Source organism: Pseudarthrobacter sulfonivorans, from assembly GCF_001484605.1.
Lineage (GTDB): Bacteria > Actinomycetota > Actinomycetes > Actinomycetales > Micrococcaceae > Arthrobacter > Arthrobacter sulfonivorans_A.
In genome coordinates this window covers 1,115,898-1,141,128 of sequence record NZ_CP013747.1, presented here as the reverse complement: position 1 = coordinate 1,141,128, position 25,231 = coordinate 1,115,898, and the positions used below count along the sequence as shown (strand labels likewise).

The 25,231-nt window shown below is 62.8% G+C and carries 18 protein-coding genes and 1 pseudogene; 7 read left to right on the top strand and 12 right to left on the bottom strand.

The features are described from left to right. The first annotated feature begins 106 nt into the window (after positions 1-106). Positions 107-1,345 (top strand): S8 family serine peptidase, encoded by a 1,239-nt coding sequence (locus tag AU252_RS05035; RefSeq protein ID WP_058929783.1) that lies wholly within the window; start codon positions 107-109, stop codon positions 1,343-1,345. A gap of 87 nt (positions 1,346-1,432) precedes the next feature. On the opposite strand, the gene AU252_RS05030 is transcribed toward AU252_RS05035, so the two are convergent. Both AU252_RS05030 and AU252_RS05025 read right to left on the bottom strand, forming a co-directional pair. Further along, positions 1,433-2,008: a hypothetical protein gene (locus AU252_RS05030; RefSeq protein WP_058929782.1), complete on the bottom strand. Its 576-nt coding sequence runs from the start codon at positions 2,006-2,008 to the stop codon at positions 1,433-1,435. Positions 2,009-2,010: 2 nt separating this feature from the next. Beyond that, positions 2,011-2,724, bottom strand: a complete 714-nt coding sequence (locus AU252_RS05025; protein ID WP_157768931.1) for a hypothetical protein — start codon at positions 2,722-2,724, stop codon at positions 2,011-2,013. A gap of 217 nt (positions 2,725-2,941) precedes the next feature. On the opposite strand from AU252_RS05025, the gene AU252_RS05020 reads away from it, so the two are divergent. Further along, a complete protein-coding gene (locus AU252_RS05020) occupies positions 2,942-3,145 on the top strand; it encodes an antitoxin MazE-like protein (protein WP_058929780.1) in 204 nt (67 codons plus the stop codon). After that, positions 3,142-3,468, top strand: a complete 327-nt coding sequence (locus AU252_RS05015) for a type II toxin-antitoxin system PemK/MazF family toxin (RefSeq protein WP_058929779.1) — start codon at positions 3,142-3,144, stop codon at positions 3,466-3,468. The genes AU252_RS05020 and AU252_RS05015 overlap by 4 nt, the downstream gene beginning before the upstream one ends. 136 nt (positions 3,469-3,604) lie before the next feature. On the opposite strand, the pseudogene AU252_RS23565 reads toward AU252_RS05015, so the two are convergent. Beyond that, positions 3,605-4,082: pseudogene (locus AU252_RS23565) on the bottom strand (alkaline phosphatase D family protein); the annotation flags it as partial. Positions 4,083-4,263: 181 nt separating this feature from the next. Between AU252_RS23565 and AU252_RS23760 the strand changes: the two are divergent. After that, positions 4,264-6,081: a S8 family peptidase gene (locus AU252_RS23760; protein WP_157768930.1), complete on the top strand. Its 1,818-nt coding sequence runs from the start codon at positions 4,264-4,266 to the stop codon at positions 6,079-6,081. 334 nt (positions 6,082-6,415) lie between these two features. On the opposite strand, the gene AU252_RS23755 is transcribed toward AU252_RS23760, so the two are convergent. From AU252_RS23755 to AU252_RS04995, 3 genes are all read right to left on the bottom strand, one after another. Then, the gene (locus tag AU252_RS23755; RefSeq protein WP_157768929.1) at positions 6,416-10,348 is read right to left on the bottom strand and encodes an Ig-like domain-containing protein; all 3,933 of its coding nucleotides are present in this window, start codon (positions 10,346-10,348) and stop codon (positions 6,416-6,418) included. Between the two features lie 228 nt (positions 10,349-10,576). Beyond that, positions 10,577-11,557, bottom strand: coding sequence for a hypothetical protein (locus tag AU252_RS05000; protein WP_240484320.1), 981 nt, complete (start codon positions 11,555-11,557; stop codon positions 10,577-10,579). Between the two features lie 49 nt (positions 11,558-11,606). Then, positions 11,607-12,935: a DUF4241 domain-containing protein gene (locus AU252_RS04995; RefSeq protein WP_058929775.1), complete on the bottom strand. Its 1,329-nt coding sequence runs from the start codon at positions 12,933-12,935 to the stop codon at positions 11,607-11,609. A gap of 223 nt (positions 12,936-13,158) precedes the next feature. Between AU252_RS04995 and AU252_RS04990 the strand changes: the two genes are divergently transcribed. After that, positions 13,159-13,896, top strand: coding sequence for a hypothetical protein (locus AU252_RS04990; RefSeq protein WP_058929774.1), 738 nt, complete (start codon positions 13,159-13,161; stop codon positions 13,894-13,896). Positions 13,897-13,960: 64 nt separating this feature from the next. Here AU252_RS04990 and AU252_RS04985 read toward each other — a convergent pair whose 3' ends face one another. From AU252_RS04985 to AU252_RS04975, 3 genes are all read right to left on the bottom strand, one after another. After that, on the bottom strand, positions 13,961-15,550 hold the full coding sequence (locus AU252_RS04985; RefSeq protein WP_058929773.1) for an alkaline phosphatase D family protein: 1,590 nt from the start codon (positions 15,548-15,550) through the stop codon (positions 13,961-13,963). Between the two features lie 95 nt (positions 15,551-15,645). Then, complete coding sequence (locus AU252_RS04980; protein ID WP_058929772.1) at positions 15,646-16,008, bottom strand: hypothetical protein; 363 nt, start codon at positions 16,006-16,008, stop codon at positions 15,646-15,648. A gap of 107 nt (positions 16,009-16,115) precedes the next feature. Beyond that, positions 16,116-18,272, bottom strand: coding sequence for an amylo-alpha-1,6-glucosidase (locus AU252_RS04975; RefSeq protein WP_058929771.1), 2,157 nt, complete (start codon positions 18,270-18,272; stop codon positions 16,116-16,118). 504 nt (positions 18,273-18,776) lie between these two features. Between AU252_RS04975 and AU252_RS04970 the strand changes: the two genes are divergently transcribed. Beyond that, positions 18,777-20,168: an MFS transporter gene (locus AU252_RS04970; RefSeq protein WP_083510265.1), complete on the top strand. Its 1,392-nt coding sequence runs from the start codon at positions 18,777-18,779 to the stop codon at positions 20,166-20,168. A 668-nt stretch (positions 20,169-20,836) separates the two neighbouring features. On the opposite strand, the gene AU252_RS04965 is transcribed toward AU252_RS04970, so the two are convergent. The 3 genes from AU252_RS04965 to AU252_RS04955 are packed head-to-tail and all read right to left on the bottom strand — an operon-like array spanning position 20,837 to position 23,647. Continuing rightward, positions 20,837-21,847, bottom strand: coding sequence for a hypothetical protein (locus AU252_RS04965; RefSeq protein ID WP_083510264.1), 1,011 nt, complete (start codon positions 21,845-21,847; stop codon positions 20,837-20,839). Between the two features lie 20 nt (positions 21,848-21,867). Further along, entirely contained in the window at positions 21,868-22,719 is an 852-nt protein-coding gene (locus AU252_RS04960; RefSeq protein WP_058929769.1) for an MBL fold metallo-hydrolase, read from the bottom strand. Between the two features lie 34 nt (positions 22,720-22,753). After that, positions 22,754-23,647 carry an alpha/beta hydrolase gene (locus AU252_RS04955; protein WP_058929768.1) on the bottom strand — a complete coding sequence of 298 codons (894 nt, stop codon included), beginning with the start codon at positions 23,645-23,647 and terminating at the stop codon, positions 22,754-22,756. A 285-nt stretch (positions 23,648-23,932) separates the two neighbouring features. Here AU252_RS04955 and AU252_RS04950 point away from each other — a divergent pair, with 285 nt between their 5' ends. After that, complete coding sequence (locus AU252_RS04950; protein WP_058929767.1) at positions 23,933-25,102, top strand: thiolase family protein; 1,170 nt, start codon at positions 23,933-23,935, stop codon at positions 25,100-25,102. Positions 25,103-25,231 lie beyond the last annotated feature (129 nt).

Genomic DNA, 25,231 nt, shown 5'->3' with positions numbered 1-25,231 from the left:
CGTCGCACAATGGCGGGACGGGCCCGGTGGCGCGTCCCGCCGTCGGCCGCCCCCTATCTTGCGGAAGGCACTATCTCGCCGGGGGAATGAGGCGCAAAATGGCTGGATGAAAAAGTCAGTGGTAGCTGGTCTTGCAGCAATGGTCATGGCGTTTGGCGGAATCACCCTGGCGGCCCCGGGCGCCGCCGCAGCGGAGCCGTCCCAGATTACGGGGCAGATCCTGGTCAAGTTCCGCGACACCGGCGCGGCCGAGGGTGTGCTGCGCGGGCACGGTCTCACTGAGGGCCCCGGAATCGGCAGCACCGGCGCCCACCTGATCAGGGTTCCCGAGGGCAAGGAACTGAAGCTCATCGAGGCGCTCAGCCGGAACCCCGCCGTTGAGTACGCCGAGCCGGACGAGGTGGTTACTCCTGCTACGGATGACCAGTATTTCCAGCGCCAGTACGCACTGCACAATGTTGGCCAGTCCTTCACGAACACCGCCGGCACGCTGACCATCGCCGCGGGGAAGCCGGACGCCGATGTGGACGCCGTGGAAGCGTGGAGCACCACGCCGGGGACTGACATCAAAGTTGCCGTGCTCGACTCAGGCGTGGCAAACGACAACCCCGACATCAACACGAAAGTTGTTGCGCGGGCCAACTTCACCAACGGGGAAACCGGGGACGACAACTACGGCCACGGCACCCACGTGGCCGGCATCGTCGCCGCCAGCCACGACACCGTGGGGGTGGCCGGGACGTGCCCGGGGTGCACCATTCTGGACGGAAAAGTGCTGAACGACAGCGGGATCGGATCCAGCTCAAGCCTTGCGAACGGCATCAACTGGGCGGTCAGCAATGGCGCGAAGGTGATCAACATGAGCCTTGGAGTGCGGGCGTCACGCACCCTCGAAACTGCTGTCAACAACGCATGGGCCCGGGGCGTGGTGCTCGTCGCCGCGGCAGGCAACGGCGGTAACCAGACCAAGATCTACCCGGGCGCATACCCCAACGTCATCGCCGTGGCCGCTACCGACAACTTTGACGCCAAAGCATCGTTCTCCACCTACGGCGCCAGCTGGGTGGACATCGCAGCACCCGGAGTCAACGTCTACTCGACGTTCCCCAACCACAAGTTCGTCCTTGAGGGGCAGTACAACCGGTCACGGGGGTACGACGTCGGCAACGGCACCTCGATGTCCTCACCGGTCGTCGCTGCCACTGCCGCCCTTGTGTGGAGCAGGAACACTGGCGCTACCAGTGCGGTGGTCCGGGACAAGGTCGAATTGACGGCGGATGCTATTTCTGGCACCGGAACGTACTGGAAATATGGCCGCGTGAACGCTGACAAGGCCGTCCGGTAGTCATTGTTCGGGGGTCGCGTACCGCGTCTTGCGGAAGCGCTAGGGCCGGCTCACCCGGGCCGGCCGCATCATGGAGTTGGTTGAGGCTCAGCTCCGAGGGGAAGCGCCAGGGTCTGCGGTGACTGCCTCGAGCAGACGGTCGAAGCTTTCCACTCCGTAATCGGGCGGCGTGGCTGCCAGCACGACGTATGTGGTGGTGATCGGTTTCATGATGGGTTTTGCATGCTTCGAGGGCTTCGGTGAAGTATTCCGAATGACTTTGAGCTCCAGACCAGCTACCCCGTTCACAGACAGCGGCCTGGTTTTGCCAGTGACGAGCAGCAAGCGCAAATCGTCGGCCCCGAGTTGGGCAGCGCTGTCGACGGAGAGTTCGTGGAGTACTTCGTTCACAGACGCGGTCACCCCCTGGAGAAATGCCCGCTCTCGAGAACTCCTGGCGAGGATGCTCAGTGCCGTGAAAGTGGTTGCAAACGTAGCCACGAACAACACCAAGGCGGACACGTCTCTCAGGCCAGGAATCAGGAGCATCAGGAGGAAGCACAGGGCGAGTCCCACAACCGATAACTTGCCGAATAAAGCACCCGCTCCATCGTCTGGCCTCCCAGTCCACTCCTTGTCAGTGAAACTGCAGACGACCCGGTGCTTAGTTTGTGGGTTCTTCATGATCAGTTCCCTTTCACCTCCAGCAGGGCCTCGGCAAGAATAATGGCCTCCCGGGCCTCACGGAGGCTGTCACGAAGGCCGGGGTCGGGGACGCCGAAGCTGAGATTGTCGGCGGAGACCGACAGGTCCGCGGCGATTTTGCTGAGATTCTCCCGCTCCTGGGCGATCCTTCTCGATGACGCTAATTTGACCGTGCTCTTGTCCAGTTCAACAAGCGCCGCGTTGATGTGGTCCCGGCGCGCCCGGATCCCGCTGCACACCTGCTGGAGCCGCTGCGCGCGATTGGTGAACATCTGCTCCATCTTCAGGGCAACCTCATGGAGTTCGCTGAGGCTCCGGTAGGTCCGGGCCTGCTGCTTTGCGGCTTGGAGGTTGAGGAGCTGACGGACTCGAGTGCGTCGCTGACCCCAAAACTCGACGCCTGCGTTGTTCTGGTCTAAGAGGAGTCCGGCGGCGTCCAGGGCCGCGCTCAGGGCATCCCGACGGGGAGTGAGCTTGGCGGCCGCTGATTTCAACCGGCCGATGAACTCGCCATAGTTGTCGAGCGGTACCGCAACCGCGTCGTCCCTGCCGGCCAACTGAACGGAGGGGCTGGACAGGGGTTCATTTGCGGGCGTTGGAGATCCCTCCGCTGCTCCGATCCTGGGCGGGTTGGCAGGCATCCGCGGCGGGTCAGGTCGCGGGTCGCGACCGGACTCAGGTGCGCTGTTGCTCATGAGTAGCCATCCCATTCATGATCAATCACGGAGTAGGAGCGTGATGCGCGCGCCTACTTGTGAATAGTCATTCTAAAGCTCGAGGCTGCCGTTGTCTCCGGCAGGGGATTGACAGCCCAACCGCCGGGTTTCGACGGACTCAAGGACGCAGCCGCGACTGTCGTCAGGACCGTTGTACTTTTGATTAGAGCAGACGCGTTACATGTAACATTGACCTATGAGCGTACGGGATCGCGTTGCACGCCACAGGCTCGCCATGCGCGAGCGTGGCTTCCGACAGATTCAAATGTGGGTGCCGGACGCACGCACGGAGGAATTCAAGCGTGAAGCGCGCCGGCAAGCCATGGCAGTTGCCGCCGCAGACCGCGCCGGTGACGACCAGGATTTCGTTGAGCAAATTTCGGAAGACTGGCCGGAGTGAATCGAGGCGAGCTGTGGACGGTCTCAGGCGGAACAGATGCGCAAAAACCAAGGCCAGCACTGATCATCCAGGATGACCTTTTTGCGGCGTCAAAGTCGATCACCCTCCTGCCCTTGACGTCGCAACTGACGGACGCCCCACTGCTGAGGCTGACGGTTGAACCCGGCCAACTCACTGGCCTGGAGCGCGTAAGTCAGATCATGGTGGACAAGCTGACCACGGTGCGTCGCGCCAACGTTGGCCAGCGAATGGGGCGAGTGGATGCCAAGACCATGGTCGCAGTCGAGCAGTCGTTGGCCGTCTTTCTTGGTCTGGGACGCTGACTCACACACCTGGTGTTGTAGGTTCAATGGCTAGGTCTCGGCGGGGACGACGCCCTGACGGCACTCCTCGATTCGGCCGAATACTTCGTCCAACCCGGCGGGAGGTCGCCGACGTCGTGCGGTGGTTTCGACGGGCTCAACCACCTACCAGCCCCGGCACGCCGTCCTGGATCGCGAAGGAGGCCTTCGTCGATACGGGGGATCCCGGCGTCGTGACGTAGTCCAGGACCCGGAATTCGGCGGTCATCGCCTCTTTCGTAATGCGGGTGTTCACGTAGCCGCGGTTGTCGTTGTAGAACTTCGGGTGCGGGTTCCAGGCCATCACGGGATCCCCCGTTGAGCCGGTGCCGTTGCCGGTGGTGGTGATGGACGTGCACACCAGTTCCGGACGTTAGCGTCCACCCAGCCCTGGGTGAGGCGGCGGCGTGAGGAAGCGTAGCCGTCCCACCCGTCCATGGAGAAGTCGTCGATCCCCGGTAGCCGTTCCTGTCCTTCTCGGCGAAGAAGACCTGCTGGCCCAGCAGGTCCCAGCGCTGGGTGGACTTCCTGAAGCCTTCCAGCAGCCACTTCTCCTGCTCGGCGCCGGTAACGGTGCGGTCCTCGGCGAGGTGCTCTTAGGCAAAATGTTCGTGCCGGACCATAATGTTCGACAGTCAGTCCGCTGAGGTCTAATATCTGGAGCCTCGCCGTTATCATTTGTATGGCACACGGTAGTGCAGCTTCTATTAATGCTCGGTAATCACTTATGGCTGCTCCTGCGGTAAGAGGCATCCTTCGTACGAAAGAACAGTGCAGATGTCCACACCGCCGTATTTCCTTAAAGCCGCGACGTCCGTATTCCTTGCCTCAATGGTTCTATCTCTGGCCCCTGCTGTTGCTCATGCTGATTTTGCAACTGATCCGCCATCTGCCACTGTTCCTTCTCCTTCGCCCTCTGCTCCACCCGCAGGAGAGCAAAGGTACATCGTGAAATATGGCAATGATGTGAATGCAGAAGCGGAGTCCACGTCCCTGCGGCAACAGGGGATTGAAGTTAAGGCGACTCTTTCCCATGCAATGAAAGCTTCGGTAGTTGTAGCGACACCGAAGGAAATGGAGTCCCTGAAAAGATCAGAAGACGTGGCCTCAGTTGAACTTGACACTCCCGTTTCAATCTCTGGTGCCACGTCTATTTGGGGGCTTGACCGGGTAGATCAGCGATCAGGGCGAGATGGGCAGTACAGCATCGGCGATGAAGGTGCAGGCGTGAACATCTATGTTGTTGACACTGGGCTGCACGTTTCCCATACGGAATTTTCCGGGAGGATTCCTGCTGTCTGGTGGGGAGTTCATGATGGCAATGGAATCAATGACTGTAATGGTCATGGGACGCACGTCGCTGCAACCGCCGCCGGAACAACATACGGCGTTGCCAAGAAAGTCAGCATCATCCCCATCCGGGCGCTTGAGTGTGATGGAAGCGGCTGGGCGTCAACAATCATGGCAGGCATTGACTGGTCAGTTCAGCACCACGTGGCCGGTCAGCCAGCAGTACTAAACCTCAGTATTGGCGGTTTCACCAATTCTTCATTTGACGAAGCCGTTCAAAGTGCTGTTAACGACGGGATGACGGTAGTCGCATCAGCAGGCAACGCTGGCGCTGATGCCTGTGCTACTTCTCCTGCTCGAGTTCGGTCTGCCATTACCGTTGCAGCTACGGATATTAACGATGCTCAGGCGTCATGGTCCAACTACGGCTCTTGCGTTGATATTCAAGCGCCGGGAATATCTATCAGGTCTGCTTGGAGCAACGCTGCTACCGGCTACAACACTATGGACGGTACTTCAATGGCCGCTCCACACGTTTCCGGTGCGGCTGCAATCCTGCTTTCCCGTGACCCTTCGTTATCCCCGGCACAGGTTCACCAGTCGATGACCAACAACGCGGTGACGGGTGTCATCAGTGCCAATAAGGGCGCAACCCCTAACAGGTTGCTATTTATCCCCGCGCCTAATCCACCTGCTCCCTCCTGCTCCAATCTCCAGCCTGGTGATTCATGGGCGGGGGTAGGTACGCATTGCGGGTTGCAGGGATCAGCAGCTTCTACCCCGTCTACCGCTGAAGCTCCCCCCGTAACCGCTGATGAAGCTCCCGCTCCCCTTGCTACGACCAATGCCGCCCCGGCACCTGCTGCAACTGCCCCAGCTCCAGGGCCCGCGCAACCCGCTCCCGCGCAACCGGCTCCCGAACCTGCTGATGCTCCCTCCCAGCAGGCTGCAGCAGCATCGCCCCTAAATAACCCTGCCGCTGCGAATGCGACGCAGGCAGTGGCAATTGCTGAACCTGGAGCGATCTCACCTGAGCCGGTGGTGGACGAAGCCACTCAACGACCCGAAACCACGTCTTCGGAAACACCGGCAACAGTGGCAGCGAACTCCAACCCTGCCCCATTACCAAGTGGCGGTGCCACCATTGTCCCTGTAGCGGATACATTCGATGACGCTGCGGCGGATACCGTGACCGCTGCAGCGAACAACTCATTCTGGGTAATCACGATCGGACTGGTCCTTGGTGGCGTGGCTGCTGCATATGCAATCAGGAGGCTGAATCACCGACGGCGGCTGACAGTATGACCTCACCTTCTGTTTGATTTGTAACGGTCAGACACGGAACGGCTGAGGTCTCGTTTCTGCAGGAAGTTATGCACCGGTTCACTTTCATGCAGTGGGCTGTTGGCGGCGGGTGCGGCGTTCCCTGCCCTCACGGTGTCGAGGAACTTCTGTTTCAGGTCTCGTGCCCGTGGAAAGCAGGACGCTGGCCGCACCTGCCCTCTCGGGTTCGAGCGGCACCGGGCTAAGCAGCACCGCGGCATGCGTCCCAAGAGCCAAGCACCCGGTCCATCCAAGCGCAGGGGTGGGCAGGCTGGCCGCCCCTGCATCCGCACGATCGAACCGCGCGATTCGAGGATCAGAAGCGCGACGCCGTCCCGGATCCGGAGGGATTGCGTCCGAGCGGGACTCCGCTCGTGTCCGTCGCGATGCCCAATTGCCCGCTCGTTGTCCCCTGGTAGGTGGGGGTGCCGGCGGGGACGCCGGTGGCCCGGGTGCCGCTCTTGAGGGCTCCGAGGGTGATCGTGAGGGTCTTGCCGTCCGCGCTCAGCGAGACGGAGGACCGTGGGAGGGTGCTGGTGCCCTTGAAGGTGAGGTTTCCGCCGGTGCTGGTGGTGTAGTGGGCGCCGAGGTTGACGGTGCCGAAGTTGTTGGTCGTGCAACCCGTCGAGAGGGTCAGGGTGTCGTTGGGGGCGGAGGTGTTGCGGCTGATCAGCACGCTGACGCTGTTGCTACTCTGGGTCCACGGCCCCGTGGTGCTCGTCCAGGTGTTGCAGAACGAGCTCGGGCTCATCGGCTCGTTGAACGCGACCACGACCTTGTCGTTGGTGTCCGCTTTGCCGGCGGTTCCGCCGTTCTGGAGCGTGACGGACACGACCCTCGGGCCGATGCGGCTCGTCGCCGTCGTCACAGTGCTGATGTTGCCGTAGGTGTCGGTGGCTTGGGCCGAGAACGTGACCGGTCCCGAGTTGAGGGTGCTTAGGTTCATCATCGCGGACCAGTTTCCCGAGCCGTTCGCGGTTGCCGTGGCCGTTAGGCTATGATTCCCCGAATCGGTGGCCGTGAGCGCCACGGCTGCCCCCGGATCGGAGGTCCCCGCGAATGGCACGGCCGTCACTGTGTCGCCCGTGATCTGGGACGGCACGCTCGTGAACTGCGGTGCCGTTGCGGTCGTCTTCTTCGTTCCGGTCTGCGCTGCGGACGCGCCGGTGTTGCCGGACGTGTCCGTCGCGGTGGCCGTGTATGTGAGCTGACCGTCGCTCAGACTCGTCAGGTTCAGTGCTGTCATGGACCAATTCCCGGTTCCGTCCGCGGTCGCGGTCGCTGTGACGGTGTGAACGGCGTTGGCGTCCGTGACGTTGAGCGTGACGGTCGTGCCGGCCTCGGCGCTGCCGCTGACCGTCACGGACGTGGCGGTCGCGGCGGTGACCGTGGCGGGGGCTGTCAGTGTCGGCGCGGCGGGGGGCGCGGTGTCCTTGGGGACCGTTGCCGTCGTCGCCGGGCTGACGTTGCCCGCTGTATCGGTCGCGGTTGCGGTCAGGGTCACGGTGCCGTCGTTGAGGCTCGAGAGGTTGAGTGTCGGAAGGGACCAGGCTCCGGTCGAGCTGGCCGTGGCCGGTCCGCTCACGGTATGGCCCGCGCTGTCGGACGCTGTGACGCTCATGGTGTCCGCGTCCCCGGCGGTGCCGGAGACGGGCACGGCATCGACGTTGGCAACGTTGACGACGGAGGGTGCGTCTAACGTAGGCGCGGCGGGGGGCGCGGTGTCCTTGGGGACCGTTGCCGTCGTCGCCGGGCTGACGTTGCCCGCGGTATCGGTTGCGGTGGCGGTTGCGGTCAGGGTCACGGTGCCGTCGTTGAGGCTCGAGAGGTTGAGTGTCGGAAGGGACCAGGCTCCCGTCGAGCTGGCCGTGGCCGTTCCGCTCACAGTATGGCCCGCGCTGTCGGACGCTGTGACACTCACGGTGCCCGCGTCCCCGGCGGTGCCGGAGACGGGCACGGCATCGACGTTGGCAACGTTGACGACGGAGGGTGCGTCCAACGTGGGCGCGGCGGGGGGCACGGTGTCCTTGGGGACCATTGCCGTCGTCGCCGGGCTGACGTTGCCCGCCGTATCGGTCGCGGTGGCGGTCAGGGTCACGGTGCCGTCGTTGAGGCTCGAGAGGTTCAGTGCCAGAAGGGACCAATACCCGGTTCCGTCCGCGGTCGCGGTCGCGGTGAGGGTGTGAACGGCATCGGTGTCGGTGACGTTGAGCGAGACGGTCGCGCCGGCCTCGGCGGTGCCGGAGACGGGCACGGCATCGACGTTGGCCACGTTGACGACGGAGGGTGCGTCCAGCGTGGGCGCGGCGGGGGGCACGGTGTCCTTGGGGACCGTTGCCGTCGTCGCCGGGCTGACGTTGCCCGCCGTATCGGTCGCGGTTGCGGTCAGGGTCACGGTGCCGTCGTTGAGGCTCGTCAGGTTGAGTGTCGGAAGGGACCAGGCTCCGGTCGAGCTGGCCGTGGCCGTTCCGCTCACGGCATTGCCCGCGCCGTCGGACGCTGTGACACTCACGGTGTCCGCGGGCCTGGCCCTGGCGGTGCCGGAGACGGGCACGGCATCGACGTTGGCCACGTTGACGACGGAGGGTGCGTCCAACGTGGGCGCAACGGGGGGTGGTGCCGGGCTGACCGTGATGGTCGAGGTGGTTGAACTTGAGCCGGTGCCGTTGGTGGCGGTCAGGGTCGCGGTGTAGGTTCCGGCGGCGGTGTAGGTGTGGGCCGGGTTCTGCGCGGTGGACGTGTCGCCGTCGCCGAAGGCCCAGGACCACGACGTCGGCGAGTCGGTGGAGGTATCGGTGAAGGCCACGTCCAGGGGCGCGGTGCCGGAAGTGGGGGTGGCCGTGAAGGAGGCAACGGGCGCCCTATCGTAAAAGTGCCAGTACCGGCTGGTGGCGTTCACATCGGCGAGCACCAGCAGACCGCTGTTGGCCGTGCCCCGCGCCGCGCTGTTGAGGTTCTGCTTCGTTGACGTCACGTTGTGGACATACTGGTCGGCGTCCACGATACGAGCCGTCTTCGTCGCGGTGGTGAAGTTGATGTTGTCCAGCGGCGAGGACTTCTCGTAGATCGCACCCCCCGAGTTAGAGCAGACACCAGCGTTCGTCGTGCCATTCGGCTTCGGATAGGTGGCGAAGGTTCGCAGTCTCTGCGTGCTCTCATCAATTAGGACGATCACCCGGTTCGGGCACTCCGACACAGTCGCGATCGTGTGCGCTGACCACGTCGTGCCATTCAATGCCAACAGCTGGATCAGCGGCTGGGGCGCCGCCGTGAACGACGTCTTGACAGCGGCGAAAACCCGACCGCCCGAGGAGTCCAGCCACTTCAAATTCATGTGGTCGTCACCGCTGGCCGGCCCCGACACCGCCGCCACAGGTGCGCTCCAGTCGGTGTTCGACGCTCCATCGACGTGGTCGCTCCAGTACATGCCGTCCGTGGCGTCACCGACCTCCCGGCTCCACATCAGACCCATCTTGCCGGGTCCGAATGCGATCACGGCCGAGGTGTCGTCGACAGACACGTTGCTCAACGACGCAGGATGCGGGAACGGCGTGCCCCATGTTGTGCCGTCCGTGCCGGTGACGTTCAGATAGATCTTGTTTCCCTGCTGCCACGTGGCCCACACCCGACCCGTCGAGTCCTTATCGATGGTCAGGGTCTCAACCTTGTAGTTGTTGATATTTGTAGAGGACAGCAGCGAGTAAGTCTTTGTACTCGAGTTGTAGCTGTAACTTCGCATTGTCGTCGGAAAGTTCGGCTCGGCCGGCAGGTTGTCGGCGACGAACCGATAGCTCACCACGTACAACGTCGTCCCGTCCCACAACACGTCATGATGGGTGCTCGCCCGCTTGTCCGTCACCACGCCCGTATTGACCCACGAACTCGTCGCGGCATTGAACCGGAAGATATGAAAATCCGAGCTGGCAGTGTCCCACAGGTTCCCCCACCAGAGCCCGTCGTTGAACCACAGCGAACTCGTCGCCCGCTTCGTACCTGTCGGCGTCCCCGTCCCCGAATGCGACGGACCCTCAAACCCAACATCACCCTCAGCAGCCGACGCCGCAACCGGCACCACCAGAACACCACCCAGCGCAAGCAGCAGGGCTGTCAGCAGTGCATGGAGCCGCAGACTCCGCGACCCGCGTAGACGAAGACCAGCCGATGCATCGTCCAGCAACGTTGCTCCCCGGAGTTGAACGTCGATCCCCAGGGCGAATGCCGTGATGAACGCGAGCAGGGTCTTTCTCATGGTCTCTTCCCGGCGGATAGTGGATTCTTCGGTTGCCGCCGCTGTCACCGGCGACGGGCATCAGGTTCCATGAAATTCTTCTCCCTTCGATTTTTGTCAGGCGTCGCGGCAGGCGTCTGGTCAGTGTATGCCCGGGTCAGGAGGCCAACCAGCGTGGTGAGGGGCTGCCGTGTACTCGTATTTCTCGCAGGCACTACCCGTCTTTCAGCCCGGACTACGCGGCTTTTACTACGGTGCGGAACGCGTACCTGCGTCCGTGCCCGACCCCGACGTCGGAACGAAGTTCCAGTCGAAAGACCCGTCGTCTCGGAGTGTCATCCGAAGGAACCCGTGGGTATCGCTGAACCGCTTCACGATGTACGACGGACTACTAGTGAAGGAGCGGAGATCGATACCTCCCGTGGAAACCTGGAACGCTGTCATCCCGTCACTGACGCACTGGTCAGCGTTGTTCACCGGACATGACCGTTCGTAGTTGTGCTGTGATCCTGACAGGGTCAGACGGACCCGGTGCTTCCACATCACGTCGATCCACGGCTTGTGGTCAGCGGCCCGCTCATGTTCGTTCGTGTTCGACGTGAAGTAAGGTTCGTGGTATGCGACTGCCAGGTGCTTACCCGCCGCCTTAGCAGCAGCGAGGTCGTTGTCGAGCCACGTCGTCAACGCCCGAGCCTGCGTGGGGTTGTACCGCCAGTGCGCGGACGACAGGAACGCGAAGTGCCAGTTCCCGAAGTCCTTCGAGTACGGTTCCCCGTTCCCGATGAACCCACGCTGCTGGTTGATCGCAGCCTTTTCCGGAGACCCCGGGCATTGGCCATTCATGAAGTTGTCGAGGTCTTCGTTGTGGCCGGGTTGCCAGTCGTGGTTGGGGGCGGACACCCAGTACAACTTGGGCATCGTGCCACCCCACAACGGCGTCCAGTAGTTCACGTAGTCATCGCAGTACGCCGTGTCGTACTGGAAGTCCCCGAGCCCTAGGAACGCGTCAATGTCGTTGTTCTGCACGAGCCGCGTGATCGCCGCACCGTTCCGACCGGGCGGGCTATCAGGCGCATAGTTCTTGACGCCGTTCATGTCACCGACAGCAGCGATCCGAACATCGGTCGCTGCGGGGGACTGAGTAGACGGGGACTGCTGGTCAGGCGGCTCCGGAGCGCTGGTGCAACCCGCGGCAGAGACCGCCAGAAGGGCTGCGGCGGTTGCGGCCACACTCCGGAAGGATCTGAAACGAGTGAGCGCTGACTTCATCCGATAACCCTCAGATGTGTCGGTACCCGAGGTACTCGGTGACCTCGAGGACGGAGCCGGGCGGAGGAGGCGCGTCCGGGCTCCACGTCCTGCTGGAGATGCCTCCGGTGATAAAGGTGCCCAGATGGTCTCCGTCCAGAAGGAGCGCGCCGTCCGGTGCCAGCACCCGGAGGCCGGTGATGTCCTCACCCCTGCTGCTGACGACGAACGACCCGTCATCCGCGGTGATCTGCAGTTCGTGACCGGCGAGTTCCGGGGTGCTGACGGGGCCGGGTTGGAACGGCACGCGGCTGGTGCGGAGGATGTTCTCTGCGAGCACCCGGAAATCGACAACGAGCGAGGTGAGGCTGCCGTCGGCGGTCAAACCCCAGTAGCACGGGTAGGTCCCGTCACCGTACCCGCTCGAGACCATGACCGCATCAGCCACCTCGCCGGCGAGGCCGAACATTGTGCCCGGTGTTTCCATGAGCCGTTCCACGTGCTCTTGAAACATCGCCTCGACGCGCTGGGCCTGACACTTGACCAGCGATCCGACGTCGAGGATGGCGACGTTTCCGGCGTCGACCCCTACCCCGTGCGTGCCGTCGGTGAACTCGGCGGGGTGCCAGCTGACCGCCGGCGCCTCGGAGAGCAGCAGCCGTACTGCGACCGTCATTTCCGCCGCCGTGGCGACTTCGACGGCATACGTCCCCGGCATGATCCGCCGCGCCAAGGGGACGAAGTGCGCGTCAACCGAACCCAAGTCCAAGACCGTGAGCACCCCGGAGGCGCAAGTGAGCTTGCCGAGGTGAAGGACCTCGAGCGGCGCCGGTTCGCCGAACGGTGCGACCACCCGGCCCGCCGTAAACAATCCCGGTATGTCGAGCTCCAGCTGCGCTGGTAGGTCGGGCAGGGTGGCATCGGGTGTTGCACTCTGCAAGAGTGCCTCGGCCCGGGCCGGATCGATCAACGGTGTGCCGGGCGGGTCGAGGAAGGTCGAGAGATGGGAGATCCGCCAGCCGTCATCGCCTCGCAGCAGCTGGTACTCGTAGTAGAAGGTGGTGTTCCCCGCCGTTTGGATGACCGAGCGGACCGTCGCCGTGTCCTCGTCGACCTCGACGTCGGTGATCTGCTCGGCGGACGGGTGGTGCGCGGGACTGGAAGACAGTGCACCTTCCTGGCCGGTGCGGACTCCCGGGGTGCAATGGGTCGCGACCAGGTCCGCCAACTCGTCGGCCCAGGCTTGGAACACCGCAGGGTCGAAAGCGAACATGCCCGGCGACTTGCCTGACCGCTGCCACCTCGAGTGGAAATCGGCCACGAAGGCCTCGATTCTGCCGCGAACCTCGTCCTGAGTCATGCGGCACATCCTACCGCCCCACGGTGGCCCCTCTTCCTAAGCCGGACGAGCGTGCCGTGGGTCCGCCGTCGTCGTTCATGGGGCAGTGCCCTGTCCATACGGAGTGTTCGTACAGGGGTTCAGGTTCACGACGGACTGCACTACCTTTCTCCTATGGCCATGGGCAAGCAAGGGTGCTCTGACCCCGTACAGGAATTTCTACTCAGAAGGAGTGGGATAGGTCATGAATCAACGATCCAAAATATTCTTTGCTCTCGTCGTCCTGTTGCTTGTTGTTGGCGGGGCGGCACTTTTTGTCTTCGACAACACAAAAAGGAGCAGGGCCGCGGAGTACGATCCGCAGATCAACCCGGCCGATTTCACCACCAAAATTACCAATCAATATTTCGCCCTCCCCGTCGGCAAAAAAATGACCTACGAAACGACCGAGCAAGGACGCGTCACCGAGAGGATTGAAATCGAAATCCTGCAGGAGACCAAGACCATAGAGGGCGTTGAGACGGTCATCTACCTGGACAAGGAATACAAGAACGGGCAGCTCGTAGAGGAAACCCGGGATTACCTGGCACAACACAAGAACGGTGACGTGTGGTACTTCGGCGAGGACGTGAACAACTATTGGAACGGGATGTTGCTGGACCACTCCGGCAGCTTTCTCCACGGAAAAGACGGCGCAAAAGCCGGCATCTGGATGAAGGCCGAGCAGCGCACCGGCGATTCCTATAGGCAGGAATTTTATGTTGGTCATGCAGAAGACATGCGGGACACCGTCGCTACCGGCGAAACCGTCTCCACGAAAACCCGCACCTACACCGGCTGCATCAAGGTTTATGACTGGACGCCGCTTGAAAAGAATTCCCGGGAGCATAAATATCACTGCCCCGAGGTCGGTGCGCTGGTCCTGACCGAGGACCTGCAGACCGGAAGACGGTCAGAACTCGTGAATGTTGTCCAGCCCTAGCCTTCCAACGGCACGGTGGAACGTCCGCCCGGTGTGCCCCGGCCGGACGTTCCAGTTGTGGGGCCTACCCCTGTGCCTGCAGTCCCGGGACTCCGTCCTGGATGGCGAAGGAAGCCTTCGTGCTGACGGGGGATCCCGGCGTCGTGACGTGGTCCAGGACCCGGAAGTCGGCGATGAGGGCGTCCTTGGTGATCTTGGTGTTCACGTAGCCGCGGTTGTCGTTGTAGAACTTCAGGTGCGGGTTCCAGGCCATTACGGGATCCACCGTTGAGCCGGTGCCGTTGCCGGTGGACGTGATGGACGTGCACACCAGTTCCGAGCCGACTACGGGGGAGGCCGGGTCCTTGTAGTCCACCTTGAGGTCGTTGGCCCAGTTGCGGTGGACGTCGCCGGTGAGGACCACGGCGTTGCGGACGTTGGCGTCCACCCAGCCTTGGGTGATGCGTCGGCGGGAGGCGGCGTAGCCGTCCCACCCGTCCATGGAGACGTCGTCGATATCCGGGGCCTTGTTGCGGTCCTTTTCGGCGAAGAATACCTGCTGGCCCAGGATGTCCCAGCGCTGGGTGGAGTTCTTGAAGCCGTCCAACAGCCATTTCTCCTGTTCGGCGCCGGTGATGGTGCGGACCTCTGCGAGGCGTTCGGTGACGTTCTTCTTCCAGCCGTCGCCGGCGAGCTGGTCGTCGCGGTACTGCCGGGTATCCATCATGTGGAAGTTGGCCAGCTGGCCCCACTGGATGGTGCGGTAGATCTTCATGTCGAACCCGGCCGGCACGGATGAGGCCCGCAGCGGCATGTTCTCGTAGTACGCCTGGAACGCGGCGGTCCGGCGCTGCCGGAAACGCTCGGTGGTGTCGTTGAGCTGGCTGGCGTCCTTGTTCTCGGGGACCTCGTCCGCCCAGTTGTTGTCCACCTCGTGGTCATCCCACACAACCAGCCACGGCGCGATCGCGTGCGCGGCCTGCAGGTCGGCGTCGGACTTGTACTGCGCGTGCCGCTGCCGGTAGCCCTGCAGAGTGGAAGTCTCGGGGCCCTGGTGGTCGCGCGGGTTGCCGCCGCCGATCACGTAGCTGTCCTTCTTGTACTCGTAGATGTAGTCGCCCAGGTGCAGCACCAGGTCCGGGTGGTCCTGGGCCAGCCGCGAGTAGGCGGTGAAGTAGCCGTGCTCGAACTGCGAGCAGCTGGCGAACGCCATGGCCAGCGCCGCCGGCGTCTCGTGCGGCGCCGGGCTGGTGAGGGTGCGGCCCACCACGCTGACGTGCCGGCCGGTGCGGAACCGGTAGAAGTATTCGCGACCCGGGCGGAGGCCCTTGAGTTCGACGTGCACCGAGTGCGCGGTTTCGATCCGGGCATGCTCGACGCCGCGGGCTACTACGGTGCGCATGCCGGCGTCCTCAGCCACTTCCCACGCCACCGCGACGTTGCGGGAGGGCATGCCGCCCAGGCCGTCCTCGGCGATGGGGTCCAGTGCCAGCCGGGTCCAGATCACAAAGCCGTCCGGCCACGGCTCGCCGGAGGCGATACCCAGCAGGAACGGATCGGTGCGGAGACCGGCGTCGTCCGCTGTTGAAACGGCGACGGCGGCACCCGGCCAGGCGGCGACGAGCCCGGCCCCGAGGCCGGCGGAAAGGAGGGATCTGCGTGAAATGTTGTCCATGGGTTCGACCGTACGGAGGCCTGTTGGACATGTTGTGAGAGCGGCGTGAATGAGCGGTTAACTGCGTGACAAGACCTGTCGATTTGGAGCAGTTTCTACTTGCTGGAGTTCAGCGCGTCGAACTGCTCCTGCCAAAGGGCCAACTCCTCATCGACGTATCGCCTGTGGGCAGGAGTCCATTTGGGCCAGATGTCGGACGAGGCTGGGGCTGGTGCGGGCCGCGGTGCCCGGTCTCGAACCGGGGGTGCTGCCCGGGTCGGAGCCGGGTCCGGGACGGGGCGTTGGACCCGGGGTGGGTCCGGTCTGGCGCTGGTGACTTTCTTCTGACTGGTCAGCGGCTTCAGGCCGGTAATCCAGAACGCCAGACTGGACAGCGCCCAGAGAATGCTGGCCAGGACCAGCCCGACAAGAAGGAAGGCAATCCAGAGCAGGAGTCCGATGGCTGGGAAGACCAACATGGTCCATTTTAGCTACTTAACCCTCGTTTGGATCAGGTTCCTCAGTGATACTTGACGTTGATTGCTAACCGCGCATGGCCTGCCCCGTTGCCTCTCGAGCGCTAAGTTCAGAGCCTTCGATGCAGGCTGGGATCTCGTACCAGATCAGCAGCCCAGGGGCGCGTCCCGCGGTGGAACTCCATACCGTCGGGCAGCCCCTCGATGGTCGCGTCGGAACCGGAGATGTCGATGGTGATCCGGCCGCCGGCCATGGGCGCGTTGGTGATGTGCAGGTCACCATACGATTCCGGAAGCACTGGATCCATCCACAGGCCGCCGAGGGCAACGTCGGCGTAGTAGCCCATCAGGCTTCTTATCAGCATGATCGGGGTGGTGGCCGCCCAGGCCTGCGGCGAACAGGCCGTCGGGTAGGGGACGGGTTCCTCGAAGTGCTCGCGGCTGAAGCCGCAGAAGAGCTCTGGCAGCCGTCCTTCCGAGTACTCGGCCGCCTCCAGCAGGGCTGTGGAGATCCGCTGCGCCTGCTCCACGAAGCCGTAGCGCAGGAGGCCTGTCGCGATGATCGCGTTGTCGTGGGGCCAGACCGATCCGTTGTGGTAGCTGGCGGGGTTGTAGGCGCCCATGTCGCTGGCCAGTGTCCGCACTCCCCAGCCGCTGAACATTTCCGGGGACATCAGCCGCTCCGCTACCAGCGGCGCCTTGTCCTCATCGATGATTCCGAACAACAGGCAATGCCCCATGTTCGAAGTGCATGCATCGACCGGCCGCTTCCTGCCATCCAGTGCGATGGCGTAGTAGCCCCGCTCGGGCAGCCAGAACTGTTCGTTGAATTGCCTCTTCAGCCGCGCCGCGCGTTCCCGGTACTCGGCGGCCAGGTCCGCGTCGCCGGCGTCGTAGGCCATCCAGGAACGGCCCAGATACGCGCCGTAGAGATAGCCCTGCACTTCGCACAGTGCGATGGGCGGTTCGGCCAGGCTGCCGTCGGCGAAGTTGATGCCGTCCCAGGAATCCTTCCAGCCCTGGTTGATCAGCCCGCGGTCGTTGAGGCGCTTATATTCGACGAAGCCGTCGCCGTCTTTGTCGCCGTAGTCCCGGATCCAGTCCAGCGCCCGATCCGCGTGGGGGAGCAGGGCGGCGATGGTATCCGCGGCGAAGCCCCAGCGGCTGACTTCACCGAGCAGGGCCACGAACAGTGGGGTGGCGTCGACGCTGCCGAAGTACGCGGACTTTCCACCCAGGGCCAGCCCGGTGGAGACGCCCAGCCGGACCTCGTGCAGGATCTTGCCTGGCTCCTCCTCGCTCATGGTGTCCACGACGCGGCCCTGGCGATCAGCAAGTGTCTGGATGGTGCCCAAGGCCAGGGAGGGGTCCACCGGAAGCGCCATCAGCGACGCCCACAGCGAGTCGCGTCCGAACAGGGTCATGAACCATGGGGCGCCGGCGGCCACCACGATCCGGTCCGGGTGGTCGGGATCTTCAATCCGAAGTGCGCCCAGGTCGTCGTAGCTGCGCCGCAGGGTCCTTTCGATGGAGCGGTTGCCCATCTGCAGCACCGGAATCTTCGCCACCCACTCCCGGCGGCGGCGGTCGCTCGGAGACACTTCGCCACCGGCCGGACGAACAAACGGTTCCACTGACCCGGCGCCGTCGACGGTGGGCATTACGCTCACCCGGGTGCTCCATTCTCCATGCGGGGGAACAGCTATCCGGTACGTCAGAGCCTCCGCTGCGACGTCGGCACCGCTGGCCGACACGACAACGCCCTTCCGGACGTCCTGCCAAGCGGCCCGGATGGTCAACGAATCGCGATCCGATTCGCGGAACTGGTCCCAGCGCCGGTGGATACGGGCTTCCTTCACCTCGAAAAGGTCCGCGAAATCTGCCTCGATCCTGAGGGAAACCACGCACTCGGCTGCGTCCGCTGAGTAGTTCCGGACCGTGATCTTCTCAAGGATTCCGGCACCCACTTCGCGAAGCCGCTCCACGATCAGCGGGCTGTCGGCGTACCCGTCGGAGCGGGGAACGCGGCCGGCAAACAGCGCCCGGTACGGCTCCTTCGTCTTCGCAGCAAGCGGCTCCAAGGGCTGGCCGTTGACGGTCAGATTCCAGCGGGACAGGATGCGGGTGTCCTCGTAGAAAACCCCGTGCGGGTGCTCCGGATGGATGTCCCCGTTCGCCAAGGAGATACAGAAGGATGAGCCCTCCACCAGCGTGACCGTTCCGGCACCAAGTGGGCCGGCAGCAGTGTCGGCATTCCATCCAGTCATCCCGGCTCCTTCAGCGGATTGACTTCAACGGCTTGACCCCAGTGGGTGGGCGCCGGTGCAGACACGTCAACCTCAGCACCGCCTTGGTCTGTCGCATTCGACGCTACGCTCAGCAGCTCCCGGATACCAGTAGGCAGTTGACTCCAGAGAGCCGCGACCGGTTGATGGTCATGAACGAGCGAGGTCAGCACCTGTTGTGGTGGGCAGCTTCCGTACACTTTCATATTTCAAGGCTGATCGCGACCGGCTCGCTGACGCTGAAACAAGCAGAAGCGTAGCCTAGTGGCCTATTTCAGACAATGCGGGGGTTGTCGGACAGAAGCGTTGAAATTCCCAGAGTTGGCCATTGTGAGAAATAACTCAATAGCCTAAGCTTCTTTCTATCGCGGATCCCCTCGCAATGCCTCATGGAAGGCTGCGTGCCCGGGATTCACGAGCATTACAAACTTCGCATCGGCTCTCGCACGCCTACTACCGACGGCGTGCTCTAGAAAGGCACACATCATGGCAACTGCCAACGAGGCGTCAAAGACGACCGACCTCCGAGCTAAGCCCTCAGCTTCGTCCCAGCTGACCGTCCAGGAATTACTTAATCAAGCCCCCTTGGGTAACAGGCGGCGCGTGATTATCCTTCTCGGGTTCCTGACGATGACCCTCGAGGGAGTTGAAATCGGCATTTGGGGATTTATCTACCCCCAAATAATCACCCAGTGGGGTACCTCGCTGGCAACAGTTACAACCTTGGTCACACTAGGAGTTGTCGGGCTTACAGTCGGTTCGATGGTGGCTGGTCCGCTATCTGACCAGATTGGCCGAAGGCTCCCGATCATAGTCGGCACGGCCGGGTTCGGACTCGCCACTTTAGGGGGCGCGCTTTCTCAAAACGACCTGACCTTAGGAATCTTCCGGGTAGTGGCCTGCCTGTTCCTAGGGGCTGTTATGCCCCTGGTCATCACTCTGGTGGCCGAGTTCGCGCCTGAAAAACGGAAGGCGGCCATTGTGGCCATCACGTTCACCGGCTTCCCTTTAGGGACAGTAATCACCGGCTTCTTGGCATCAACCATTATTCCGACTCTGGGCTGGCAGTGGCTGCTGGGGACCGGAACAGTCCTCGCATTGATACTGCTGCCCGCCCTGGTGTGGGGCCTGCCGGAATCTACTGTCTTCATGATCCGACGGGGAGGGCGGACAGAAAACGTGACAAAGGTTCTGAGTGCCATCATTCCCGGTTTCGACGTGAACACGGTGGATCTAACAGGGGCGCCCCCCACTGGCGGCAAGAAGCCGGTTGGAGGCGTCAGGGCGGTGCTTTCAAAGAAACTTGTCGTCGTATCGCTGTTGATCTGGCTTTGCTACTTCATCTGCGCCGCAGTCGTATACATGTTCCTGAACTACCTGCCGCTCATCGTCAAGCAACTCAACATCGACGCCGCGGGTACAGGCAATGTCGTGTCGATGTTCGGCCTCGGCGGTGTCGTCGGAGCTTTGGCCATCGGTTTTGCCATGGAGAAGTTGGGCAGATATGTATCCATCGGTGCGGCCTTCACACTGGCCGCGGGAGCGGCATGGATCCTGGCATCAGTCAGCCTGACCTTGCCCCTGCTGCTGGTTCTAGGCTTCACCATCGGAGTTGTGCTGGTGGGAGCCAACAGTGGCATGAACGCACTGAGCACATCGGTTTTCCCCACCGAGGCCCGGGCAACCGGCGTGTCCTGGATGCACAGTTTCGGCAAGGCCGGTTCCATCGTTAGCGGTTTGCTGGGTGGCGTGATGCTGGGTGCAGGATGGGACGTGGCTCAGATCTTCTTCGCCTTGGCGATTCCGCTCTTGGCTGGAGCTGCGGCCGTCGGTGCAGTCAAGGCTATTACCACAAGGCGTTCGCGCGCAGGCTCATAGCGCGGCCTACGTTCTCCGACCCGATACCGTCGGCCGAATAGCGGTCCATCCACTGTAGACGTTCGTACGGTCACCCGTGCGGGAGCGATGCATAGTCCAGTCCGAGCCACCTTGCCGACGTTCAGGAGCAAGGTGGCTCGGCTGTTGGCTGAGGCAGCAGGAGGAGTCATGTCCCGCAAGCGCAAGACCATGGACGGGTCCCAGCGGACATACAAACGCCCACTAAAATCGCCGGTGAACCGTCTGAGGAACCGTTCTACAACTGAAGTCCGGGTGAAGCCGTGAACGCGCAACCTTGGGTAGGTCCGGGTGCGAATCAGCGCCCCGCCAGCAGCACCGGGAGCGAAACCGCAACTTCACGCTAGCCGGCGGTGCAGATGGCACGAGGGGGAACCTGGACTGTGGACTTAACGAAAGAGAGCCGGCGGCAGGCCGGCTTTGAGGTGGTAGCGGTCTTTGAACCGCAGGCTTTCCTACTCGATGCCTCGGGACAGGGATGTTCCGGATGCGCTGGACGACGGCACGGTACTTGAAGTTGCTCGGGGGCGGCGGGGCCCACTCGGCAGGCTCTTTCTGCAACCATTTCCCACAACCCAAGCCCCCGCCGTCGAACATTGCATTAGGCGCTTACGCGCCTGACATTGCTGTGGGGCGGCCGTGTCGCAGAGTCAGCGCCGTCTACGTGCGCGAAAGACGTGTACAAGCGTCCGCATCCCGATACCAAGAACAAAAGCCGTCGCTAGGCCTAAGAGGACCCAAGAGATGACTTCCGAGCCGGCAACGCCGAGGGTGCCGAACCATCTGATGCCGTAGCTCGCCGACGTTGACACCGGGAATGTGAATATCCAGAACGTCAGCGCAAACTGCAGTCTGCTGTACTGGGGAATCAAAAGTACCTGCATCAGAATCATCATGAAGAGGATTCCCGTGAGGCCCAACTGGATGATTCCGGAACCGTCCGGGCGGATGACTATCCACGCGACGCAGGCCGTGGCCGGAGCGGCCATGTATCCGGCCAAGACAGGCTTCAAGTCGTCCGGCATTTCAATTCCTGCCATGAAACGGACTGTCACCACAGTCCCGATCATCAGCCAGAAAAAACCAGCGGTTCCCCACGCTGCGATCGCCGCTTGGGGCCAGCCCATGGTGGAGAATCCGATGCTGGCGATAAAGGGACCCGCAGCAACGGGAAGCAGGTAGCCAGGGTGAACCCATTCCAAAGTCACTCCGCCGGTCAGCCAATGGACGAGAAGTCTGGCTCCGAGGAGCGTAAGGGCGACGATGAAGAACAGGCACAGCGCGGACCAGAACGCCTTGTTGTATTCGGTGTAGTGACTGCTCAGGAGGATGCCCACCAAGGGAATGAAGGACGCCGACGGGCCAGTTCCGGGGTGTCTCAGTTCCTTGTCGAAGTGTCCGTTGAACTTGGACCGGAAACTTTTCGCCAGGTACCAGGCAAGCAGGACGGACCAGACAGCGGCACTGATCCCATAGAAGACTTCCGCAGGCCACGCGGGGGCCTGAAGTGTCAGACGGGCCGCCTGCCAGGCACCCCCCAACCCGGTGATGCCTAGCGGAATGGCAAACAGGTTGAAGGGGTGCGTCGGAGGCTTTGGCGAAGGTTCAGTGAGGAGATCGGGATGGACACCTGCTTCCGAGGCCGGCGCGGCGGGCTCCATCGTGGACGCCGGGTGACTGGTCAACTGAGCAGTTTCAGGGCCGCACCCCACAACGCGCCGGGGTTTATCCGATCAGGATGAAGCGCAAGCATTGCCGAGAAGAACTCCTCCGGCGTTGGTTCCTCGGCCAGGAGCTTTGATGCATCCAAAAGGTACCCGCGGGTCTCTTGGATCTGTCCGGGCAGGTCCGGTGATGCGGGTTTCTTGTGTCCCGCCACCACAAACTTTGGCTCGAGGCTCTCCGCGATATCAAGCGCCCGCAGCCAGGATTCGATGCCCCCATCCTGCGACTCCGTCAGGTAGGGGTGTACCCCGTTGTACACGGCATCCCCAGCTACCAGGAGCCCAACGGATGGAACGAACAGCATGGTGGTGTTGTCAGTATCGGTATGGCCCACTTCAACAATCTGCAGTTCATGACCCTCAAGTTCAAACGACCCACTCTCGACTGCCTGGGTCACTGTGGTTGTGGGCGGAATCTGGTCCGGGAAAATCGAGTCCCAAAAAGAGGCGCGGAACCCGGGGGAGCCGTGCATCGCCATCTCCTGAAGCGTGCCCGGGGTTGCCAGTACTGTGACGCCCGGAAACCGCTCCGCAAGGGGACCTGCGCCGAACCAGTGGTCGCCGTGGCCGTGGGTGATGTAGATGTGGCTGAGGGTCTTCCCCGATGTTTCGATCCAGTCCCCGACCCTCCTTGTCTGTTCCACCGTCATGGGCGGGTCAACCAGCACCGCCTTCTCCTGTCCGGAGATCAGCGTGGAGGACAGCGGGGACCAGATGCGCGGGTCCCCGTTCGGGAGTGTTCCTCTTCCTGTTTGAGGCAAGGTGCCGGAGACGAAGACGTCGTAAACGAGCTCGGCTGTGGGTGCCATAGTATGTGTCACTTTCCCTGAAGTTGGTGGGGGCTTAGAGATGCTGCAAAAACCAGCTGAGGGCGGCGGAACTTGAGTCTTCAAAGTTCTCGACGTACGGCTCGAAGTGGCCCCCCGGAAGCATCACCAGGGATTTGGGCTCCTGGGCCTGTTCGTAGGCTTCGAGGGCCAGGTCCGTGCCGGTCAGTTCATCGTCAGCGGCCACGATGAAGAGCAGCGGCTTCGGCGATACCCTTGATGCCCAGACCCCGGGTTCGTAGAGGCGGGCTGCCCGGGTGGACTGCAAGGTGACGGTGTTGTCCCAGCCGTATTCTTCCGGGCCGGGTTGCGTGTAGAAGCGGACGGCGGAGGGTAGCCGGTATGCGGCAGGCTGGCTTGGATCACTGCTCACCACTGCGATCATCCTGGGTGCTTTACCGGCGGCCTGGTCCCTTTCGTCGTCGATGAAGGACTGTTCCAGCGCCGTCCTGGCGTCGCCTACCGCGCGCCTGGATCCGGCGACATGGCCGTTGATGGCGGGCACCTGGGAGACTACTGCTTTGAGCCGCTGTTCCGTGGCTCCCAGAACCAGGGCGTGCCCTCCGGAGTAGCTTGAGCCCCACAGGCCTATGCGGGAGGCGTCTACTTCCGGCCTGCCCTCAAGATAGGTCACTGCCCGGCGCCAATCCTTGATCTGCTGCCAGGGATTGATGTCGTGGCGGAGTTCCCCCTCGCTGGCGCCGAAATTCCGGTGGTCATGGACCAGAACCACAAATCCGTTGTCGGCAAAGCGGGAGGCATACGCAGCGAGTCCGTGGGCGCTTGTGCCCGCATAGCCGTGGGCCATGGTGATGGCGGGATGAGGCCCCGGCCCACCCGGGAGGTAGAGCCAAGCACGAAGCTTGATGCCACCCTCGGCCATGAATTCAACATCCAGTCGTTCTGCCATGAGTCTCTCTTTTCTCTCCGGTGTTCGCGGCCGGGTAGGTGTGAAACCGCGGGAGCCACGCCGCGCGCCGCGGGGAATCTTGTGATGAATCAGTTGCGTGGTGGCTGAAGGGCCTGAGTCCTGGCTTCCAGCGGGAAGACCAAGCCCTTGCGATGCAAGATATGAAATAAGCGTACATGGTTAGACTATGTCTTGCAACGATTTTTTAGCGTATGCTCCTCACATGGCCGCGGGCCGGCCCCCCTCCCAAATTTCCCCCACCCACGCGCAATGAAAGGCAGATCGATGGCAAGCAGCTTCATCTACGACGGGATCCGAACCCCCTTCGGAAAATTCGGGAAGTCGATGGCGGGCATCCGTCCGGACGACTTGGCCTCCCATGTCATCCGCGAAGTGGTAGACAGGCAGCCAGGGCTGGAAACTCAAAGGATCGATGACGTGATTCTGGGCAACACCAACGGTGCGGGAGAAGACAACCGCAATGTGGCGCGCATGGCTGCCCTGCTCGCCGGGCTTCCGACGTCGGTGCCTGGCGTCACGGTCAATCGGCTGTGCGGTTCCGGCCTCGAGGCTGCCATCCAGGCCAGCCGAGCGGTGGAAATCGGAGATGCCGATCTGGTTGTCGCCGGCGGCGTCGAATCCATGAGCAGGGCGCCCTGGATCCTCGCAAAACCCGAGCGGGCCTATCCCGCCGGCCCTGAAACCCTCCACAGTTCAACGCTGGGTTGGCGGATGGTCAACCCCAAGATGAACCAGGCCTGGACCATCTCCAACGGCGAAACGGCGGAAAACCTCGCCGACAAGTTCGACATTTCGAGGGTGGAGCAAGATCAGTTCGCCGTTCGCAGCCACCGGCTGGCCGCGAAGGCCTGGTCCGAGGGCATCTACGACGACGAGGTGGTGCCCCATCCGGATTCACAACTCCTCACCGACGAGGGTGTCCGGCCCACCACCTCGGGGGAGGCCTTGGCCGGCCTGGCTCCGGCATTCCGTGACGGCGGCTCAGTCACTGCAGGCAATTCATCTCCGCTCAATGACGGGGCAGCAGCCATGCTTATCGGCCGTGAGGGCGCCCTGGAAACGGAACCCCTGGCACGCATCGTTTCACGCGGGGTGGCCGGCAATGATCCAGACATCTTCGGCATTGCGCCCGTGGAGGCCGCCAACCAGGCCCTGGCCCGGGCAGGGAAGACCTGGGCCGACGTCGATGTTGTGGAGCTCAATGAAGCCTTCGCGGCCCAAAGCCTGGCATGCCTGCGGCTGTGGCCTGACCTGGATCCGGAGAAGGTGAACATTCACGGTGGCGCGCTGGCCGTGGGACACCCGCTGGGCGCGTCCGGCTCCCGCGTCCTGATCCACCTGGCACGGGAACTGAAGCGCCGCGGGGGAGGGGTTGGAGTTGCCGCCATCTGCATCGGGGTGGGGCAAGGCCTCGCTGTTGTGCTGGAGCGCTAGTTGCGGTCCCTGATCCGGGGCGTGACCGCCATCCTGAGGCATTTTCGAATTCTGGATCAATGCTCTTGAATGACATAGGTAAACTAGGTACGCTTACTTCAGTTGCTGATTCTACAAAGCTCTAACACT

Excerpts from the sequence above, each read along its gene's own strand:
- AU252_RS23755 (WP_157768929.1), bottom strand. The coding sequence starts at position 10,348 with ATGAGAAAGACCCTGCTCGCGTTCATCACGGCATTCGCCCTGGGGATC.
- AU252_RS04990 (WP_058929774.1), top strand. The coding sequence starts at position 13,159 with ATGAATCAACGATCCAAAATATTCTTTGCTCTCGTCGTCCTGTTGCTT.
- AU252_RS04975 (WP_058929771.1), bottom strand. The coding sequence starts at position 18,272 with ATGACTGGATGGAATGCCGACACTGCTGCCGGCCCACTTGGTGCCGGA.
- AU252_RS04980 (WP_058929772.1), bottom strand. The coding sequence starts at position 16,008 with ATGTTGGTCTTCCCAGCCATCGGACTCCTGCTCTGGATTGCCTTCCTT.
- AU252_RS04960 (WP_058929769.1), bottom strand. The coding sequence starts at position 22,719 with ATGGCACCCACAGCCGAGCTCGTTTACGACGTCTTCGTCTCCGGCACC.
- AU252_RS04970 (WP_083510265.1), top strand. The coding sequence starts at position 18,777 with ATGGCAACTGCCAACGAGGCGTCAAAGACGACCGACCTCCGAGCTAAG.
- AU252_RS04995 (WP_058929775.1), bottom strand. The coding sequence starts at position 12,935 with ATGACTCAGGACGAGGTTCGCGGCAGAATCGAGGCCTTCGTGGCCGAT.
- AU252_RS04985 (WP_058929773.1), bottom strand. The coding sequence starts at position 15,550 with ATGGACAACATTTCACGCAGATCCCTCCTTTCCGCCGGCCTCGGGGCC.
- AU252_RS05035 (WP_058929783.1), top strand. The coding sequence starts at position 107 with ATGAAAAAGTCAGTGGTAGCTGGTCTTGCAGCAATGGTCATGGCGTTT.
- AU252_RS05025 (WP_157768931.1), bottom strand. The coding sequence starts at position 2,724 with ATGAGCAACAGCGCACCTGAGTCCGGTCGCGACCCGCGACCTGACCCG.
- AU252_RS05030 (WP_058929782.1), bottom strand. The coding sequence starts at position 2,008 with ATGAAGAACCCACAAACTAAGCACCGGGTCGTCTGCAGTTTCACTGAC.
- AU252_RS04965 (WP_083510264.1), bottom strand. The coding sequence starts at position 21,847 with ATGGAGCCCGCCGCGCCGGCCTCGGAAGCAGGTGTCCATCCCGATCTC.
- AU252_RS05020 (WP_058929780.1), top strand. The coding sequence starts at position 2,942 with ATGAGCGTACGGGATCGCGTTGCACGCCACAGGCTCGCCATGCGCGAG.
- AU252_RS23760 (WP_157768930.1), top strand. The coding sequence starts at position 4,264 with ATGTCCACACCGCCGTATTTCCTTAAAGCCGCGACGTCCGTATTCCTT.
- AU252_RS04950 (WP_058929767.1), top strand. The coding sequence starts at position 23,933 with ATGGCAAGCAGCTTCATCTACGACGGGATCCGAACCCCCTTCGGAAAA.
- AU252_RS04955 (WP_058929768.1), bottom strand. The coding sequence starts at position 23,647 with ATGGCAGAACGACTGGATGTTGAATTCATGGCCGAGGGTGGCATCAAG.